The following is a 6,134-nucleotide window of genomic DNA, read 5'->3' on the forward strand; positions in this document are numbered from 1 at the left end:
CCCGCTTTAGAAACCAGTTTCACATTGATCCGCGCTTCGCGGTTCGCATTTTTAAGGTCAAAAATCAATTGTGCAAGATCTTCGATCGAATAGATATCATGGTGAGGTGGCGGCGAAATCAAGCCCACACCAGGCGTCGAGTGACGCACCTTTGCAATATATTCATCAACTTTATGACCAGGCAGCTGCCCACCTTCACCAGGTTTAGCCCCCTGGGCCATTTTAATCTGCAACTCATCAGCGTTGGTTAAATAATTGCTGGTTACCCCAAAACGGGCAGAAGCAATTTGTTTAATGGCCGAACGCATGGAGTCACCATTAGGCAATTTGTCAAAACGCACTTCATCTTCCCCACCCTCACCGGTGTTACTTTTACCACCAATGCGGTTCATGGCAATGGCTAAGGTAGAATGCGCCTCCTGGGAAATTGACCCCAGCGACATGGCACCGGTAGCAAAACGTTTGAAAATACCTTCTACAGGTTCCACTTCATCAATCGGCACTGCCGGACGGTTATATTTAAAATCAAAAAGGCCCCTGATGGTAAACGCTTGTTTACCCTGTTCATTCACCAGTTTTGAATATTGTTTATAGGTTGCATAATCGTTTCTGCGGGTAGAATTTTGCAACAAATGGATGGTTTGCGGGTTAAACAAATGTTGCTCCCCTTTACGTTTCCATTTGTAATTACCCCCAGTAGGCAATATACTATCCGGGCGATGTGCCGGACCAAATACCCTGCTGTGTTTAATTAAAGCTTCAGTGGCAATTTCATCCAGGCCTAAACCACCAATACGGGATACCGCACCGGTAAAGAACTTGTCGACCACAGATGGATGGATACCCAGGATCTCAAAAATCTGTGCACCGTGGTACGATTGCAAGGTAGAGATTCCCATTTTTGAGAAAATCTTTAGCAAGCCATTGTTCACCGCATAAATATAGTTCTGGGCTAATTTCTCACGCTCCAGGGTAGTTTCATTTTCAAAGCTCTTAATGGTTTCCAGGGCCAGGTACGGATTTACCGCAGTAGCACCAAAACCAATTAAACAAGCAAAGTGATGCACTTCCCATACATCGCCCGCTTCTACCACTAAACCAACCGCACCACGGTATCCTTTACGGATCAGGTGATGGTGGACAGCAGAAACCGCCAATAACGAAGGGATTGCCGCATGCTCAGAATCAAGGGCACGGTCAGAAAGTACCAATACCTGGAAACCATCTTCCACGGCATCCACTGCATAGCGGCACAAACGATCTAAGGCTTTCGCCATTGCACCCGGTTTACCGGTAGCCCTGAAGTAAGTCTGCAAGGTTTTAGACTGGAAAGCACCCGTATCGATACTACGTAATTTTTCCAGCTCCAGGTTAGTCAGGATGGGATGTTTAATGCCCACACAGTGACATTGCAAGGCGTTTTCTTCCAACAGGTTTCCGTTGTTACCCATGAAACCCGCAAGGCTCATTACCACTTTTTCCCTGATCGGGTCAATTGGAGGGTTGGTTACCTGGGCAAACAACTGCTTGAAATAAGAAGCTAAATGCTGTGGTTTTTGCGATAAAACAGCCAAAGGAATATCTGTACCCATAGAACCCAGAGGCTCTTTGCCATCCAGTGCCATGGGTTTAATGATCAGGTCGATATCTTCGCGGCTATAGCCAAATACCTGCTGGTAACGGAAAATGGACTCCTCAGACAGGTTACTAAATACCACACGCGGCTCAGGAAGTTCTTCCAGCCTGATCTGGTATTGGTTAATCCAGTCGGCATAAGGTCTTCTGCTGCAAACGGTAGTTTTAATTTCATCATCACTGATGATCCTGCCCTGCTCCATGTCTACCACAAACATTTTTCCAGGGGTAAGGCGACCTTTTTCGATCACTTTACTCTGGTCTAAAGCAAGCGCACCCGCCTCAGAAGCCATGATTACAAAATCATCAGACGTAATGGCATAACGCGAAGGGCGCAGTCCGTTACGGTCTAAAGTAGCCCCAATCAGGTTACCATCAGTAAATGCAATGGCAGCCGGGCCATCCCAAGGCTCCATTAGCGTCGCATGGAACTTATAAAATGCTTTTTTCAGTTCATCCATGTCCTCATTACCATCCCAGGCTTCCGGAATCAGCATCATGAGTACATGCGGTAAAGAACGGCCAGCATGTAATAACAATTCGACAATATTATCTAAACAACCCGAATCAGATTGCGATTCATCAATTACGGGAAGTAATATATTCAGTTCTTCAGGCGTAAAATAAGGAGAGGCAAAGGACTTCACACTAGCCCTGAACCAATTTAAATTACCCTGCAGGGTGTTGATTTCCCCATTATGGGCAATATAGCGGAAGGGTTGCGCCAAACGCCAAGATGGAAAAGTATTGGTGGCAAAACGCGAGTGGATGAGGCCGAATGCCGATACCACACGTTTATCACTCAGTTCTGTAAAATAAGTTCTCAACTGCATCGAAGTCAGCTGACCTTTATAAACGATCGTTCTGGACGAGAACGAGGCGATATAAAAATCAGACTTCACATCCTTCACGGTGTTGAGGATGGTGTTGGTCAGGTAATTTTTGAACACATATAATTTACGTTCAAAATCAGCACCGGCTGCAATGGCGTATGGGCGGGCAATAAACACCTGCTCCATTTCCGGCTCTACCGAAAGGGCCATGTCGCCCAGGTCGGAGGAATTGGTTTGCACTTTTCTAAAGCCCAGCACTTCCAGTTCCAGTTTTTCTGCTGCACGGTAAATAATCTCCCTGCACTCTTCCCTGGCTTTGATGTCTTTTGGCAGAAACAGCATGCCTACGCCGTAATCACCTGATTTGTTTAAGCTAAAACCAACCTTTAAACATTCGTCATATAGGAATTCATGAGGAATTTGAATCATTATTCCGGCTCCGTCGCCGGTATTAATCTCCGCACCACATGCCCCTCTATGGTCTAAGTTTTCCAGAATGGTAATCGCATCTGAAACAATTTGCTGGGATTTCCTCCCCTTTACATGAGCAACGAAACCAATGCCACAGGCATCGTGCTCGAATCGCTGGTCATATAAGCCCTTATTATCTTCGTTATGGTCCATATCGGTTTAGTGTATTTAAAACACTAAGATATAGAATTCAGGCCTCAATTACCATTTTTGCATCTATTTTTTGGAACATTGAATTGTTTGATTGCAGAAGGGCCCGTAAATTATGAATATCATAAATATTTGGCCTAAAAATTTAGACACTCACAATATTGAAGTAAAAAACAGGCTTTTTGCAAGTATAAAAACACTGTTTTAACCCCCTATTAATAAAGAATGATATAATTACATGGATAGAAAATTGGAGGGGAATAAAAAAATTACTACTACAATAGCTTAAAGGTCAATAAATTAGTAAAAAAACGCAAAAAAACACCTAAATTTTCTTCGATATAGTTTCGTAAACTGATAACTATTGCTACTTTTGTGACGGGCAAGTCTTTTACGATCAGCTCCCTTTGAACTCCCCCAGGGCGGGAACGAAGCAAGGGTAGAAGGTTGTAGCGGTGCGATAAAAGTTGCTTGCCCATTTTTTACTTTTTCTGATAAAGTAAAAAACGGCATACCCCTAACTAACTTATCAATATCTAAATTATCAAGGCACAATTTTGCTGTATAAGCAAAGTATTTGTCTAATTTAGCCTTCATAAAAATTTTTTGAAATTTTAACTAACCCCATTATATGAAGTTTTTTATTGATACAGCGAACCTTGATCAAATTAAAGAAGCCCAGGATCTAGGTGTATTAGACGGCGTAACCACCAACCCTACCCTTATGGCGAAAGAAGGCATCACTGGCGAAGCCAACGTGACTGCCCATTATCAAGCTATTTGCGACATTGTTGACGACAACGTAAGTGCAGAAGTAATTTCCACTACCTACGACGAAATGATTAAAGAAGGCGAAGCATTGGCTAAGCTTAATCCGAAAATCGTTGTTAAAATCCCGATGATTAAAGACGGTGTGAAAGCCATCAAATATTTAACCTCAAAAGGAATCAGAACCAACTGTACTTTAATTTTCTCTGCAGGACAAGCCTTATTGGCAGCTAAAGCAGGCGCAAGTTATGTATCACCGTTTTTAGGCCGTTTAGATGATATCGGTAATGATGGTTTAAACCTAATCGAAGACATCAGGTTGATTTTTGACAATTATGAATACCCAACAGAAATCTTAGCCGCGTCTATCCGTAGCCCTTTACACATTATCAACTGTGCTAAATTAGGTGCCGATGTAATTACTTCACCGTTATCTGCCATTGTAGGGTTGTTAAAACACCCATTAACAGACAATGGATTGGCGCAGTTTCTTGCTGACCATGAGAAAGCAGCGAAAGCAGCCTTGTAATTAAAAATAAATAAAAAAGCGGCCTAATCGGAGATAACTATTATCTTAGATTAGGCCGCTTTTGTTTAGGCTTGTCTCCACCTGAACTAAGCCTTAAGTTTAGCTTATACAAAGTGGCATTTTCCAGGCGACCTCTAGCACACCTCCTATACCTCTCCTTTCGGTTTTGTGAGACAAGGTGCGAAGGAGGTGCGGCGCAGGTGCGAACGAGAACGCCAAATTTTATAAGCTAATATTGAGGAAATCCCTGGCTATTTTGGTGAGCTTTTTAAGCCGCTAAAACTTCCTTTACTTTATCATAATCGATCTGCTCATCCGGCGCAATCAAAATGCCTTTTACCCCTGCCCCATTTGCCGCTTCCACATCACGAGGTTTATCTCCAATCATTACCGATAAGGCGGGATCAATGTTGTATTTAGCGATTGCTTCCAATAACATGCCCGACTTCGGTTTTCGGCAATCACATTCACCAGACACCGTTGGGTGATGCGGACAATGGTACGCATCCGTAAATATAACACCCTGCTCAGCATATTTCGCAAAAAGGATCTTGTGCATTTCTGCAAGTGTTTCCTCTGTATACCTGTTGGTTGCAATGCCACCCTGGTTGGTAATCACGATGAGCATGTAACCCTCATCATATAGTTTCTTTAAAGGTGGGATCTGGTATTCCAGTACTTCAAAATCTTCTACCCTGCAGATGTAATCATATAATTCATGGTTTAAAACCCCATCACGGTCTAAAAAAACAGCTTTATTCTTCATTTTTAGTCTTTACTTCCGGATGAATATATACATTTAAAAAATACCTTTATAATTATTTTACATTCATGAACAAAGACGAATTCAAGCCTTACGTTGCGGCGGAAGAAAATGTTGCCGAATTAACCATAAAATCTATTCTATTAGGGAGTGCAGCGGGAATCTTATTTGGGGCAGCCACGGTGTACCTGGCCTTGAAAGCAGGGCTAACTGTTTCCGCTTCCATCCCTATTGCCGTATTGGCCATTACCCTGGGCAAAAAGTTTTTCAAAACCACCATCCTGGAGAATAACATTATCCAAACCACAGGCTCTGCGGGTGAATCCGTTGCTGCGGGTGTAGTGTTTACGCTACCCGGATTTTTGTTTTTAAGTTCTGATGTAGGTGGCGTAAGTTCGGGGGAAGCGTTTTTCAACTACATGACCATTTTAATCCTGGCCATCCTCGGTGGTATTTTAGGTACGCTGATGATGATTCCGCTGCGCCGTTCGCTGATTGTGAAGGAACATAAAACCTTACCCTATCCGGAAGGAACGGCCTGTGCATCGGTATTAAAAGCAGGTGAACGCGGCGGATCATTTGCCAGAACGGCTTTCTGGGGCTTAGGCTTTGCCCTGGTGTATGCCATGCTGCAGAAAGTATTTCATGTGATTGCCGAGGTACCCACCTGGGTAACTAAACAAACGAACCGTTATTTGCCCTCGGCACAAGTGAGTGGCGAGATTACACCCGAGTACCTGGGTGTAGGTTATATCATTGGTCCGAAAATAGCCGGTGTACTCGTAGCAGGTGGTGTTTTGGCCTGGCTGGCCCTGATTCCTTTGTTATCGACTTTAATAGACCCCATCCGTGCTGCAATGCAACTGGTGAAACTGGGCATGCTGGCCGATGTGACCAAAGCTGGCGGTGCCGGTGGCTGGGATCCGGTTACGCAGACCTTCGCTGATTATCCTTTGGCCCTTTACCAGGCTTATGTAAAACAGAT

General features: G+C 43.7%; 4 protein-coding genes and 1 other RNA gene. 3 read left to right on the forward strand and 2 right to left on the reverse strand.

What is annotated here, in order from left to right:
• Positions 1-3,092, reverse strand: a 3,092-nt coding sequence (gltB, locus tag ACR2F3_RS01400) for a glutamate synthase large subunit (RefSeq protein WP_432708195.1), incomplete at its 3' end; no start/stop codon positions are given.
• A 377-nt stretch (positions 3,093-3,469) separates the two neighbouring features.
• Between gltB and ffs the strand changes: the two genes are divergently transcribed.
• Together ffs and fsa are read left to right on the forward strand one after the other, a co-directional pair.
• Positions 3,470-3,569: signal recognition particle sRNA small type (ffs, locus tag ACR2F3_RS01405), an RNA gene on the forward strand.
• Between the two features lie 151 nt (positions 3,570-3,720).
• Positions 3,721-4,386, forward strand: a complete 666-nt coding sequence (gene fsa / locus ACR2F3_RS01410) for a fructose-6-phosphate aldolase (RefSeq protein WP_432708196.1) — start codon at positions 3,721-3,723, stop codon at positions 4,384-4,386.
• Between the two features lie 268 nt (positions 4,387-4,654).
• Here the strand turns inward: fsa and ACR2F3_RS01415 are convergent, their stop codons facing one another.
• Entirely contained in the window at positions 4,655-5,152 is a 498-nt protein-coding gene (locus ACR2F3_RS01415) for a D-glycero-alpha-D-manno-heptose-1,7-bisphosphate 7-phosphatase (protein WP_432708197.1), read from the reverse strand.
• Between the two features lie 65 nt (positions 5,153-5,217).
• Here ACR2F3_RS01415 and ACR2F3_RS01420 point away from each other — a divergent pair.
• Positions 5,218-6,134: OPT/YSL family transporter (locus ACR2F3_RS01420; protein WP_432708198.1), on the forward strand; the 917-nt coding region annotated here is incomplete at its 3' end.

Origin of the sequence: Pedobacter sp. (genome assembly GCF_045627485.1) — a bacterium.
Taxonomy (GTDB): domain Bacteria; phylum Bacteroidota; class Bacteroidia; order Sphingobacteriales; family Sphingobacteriaceae; genus Pedobacter.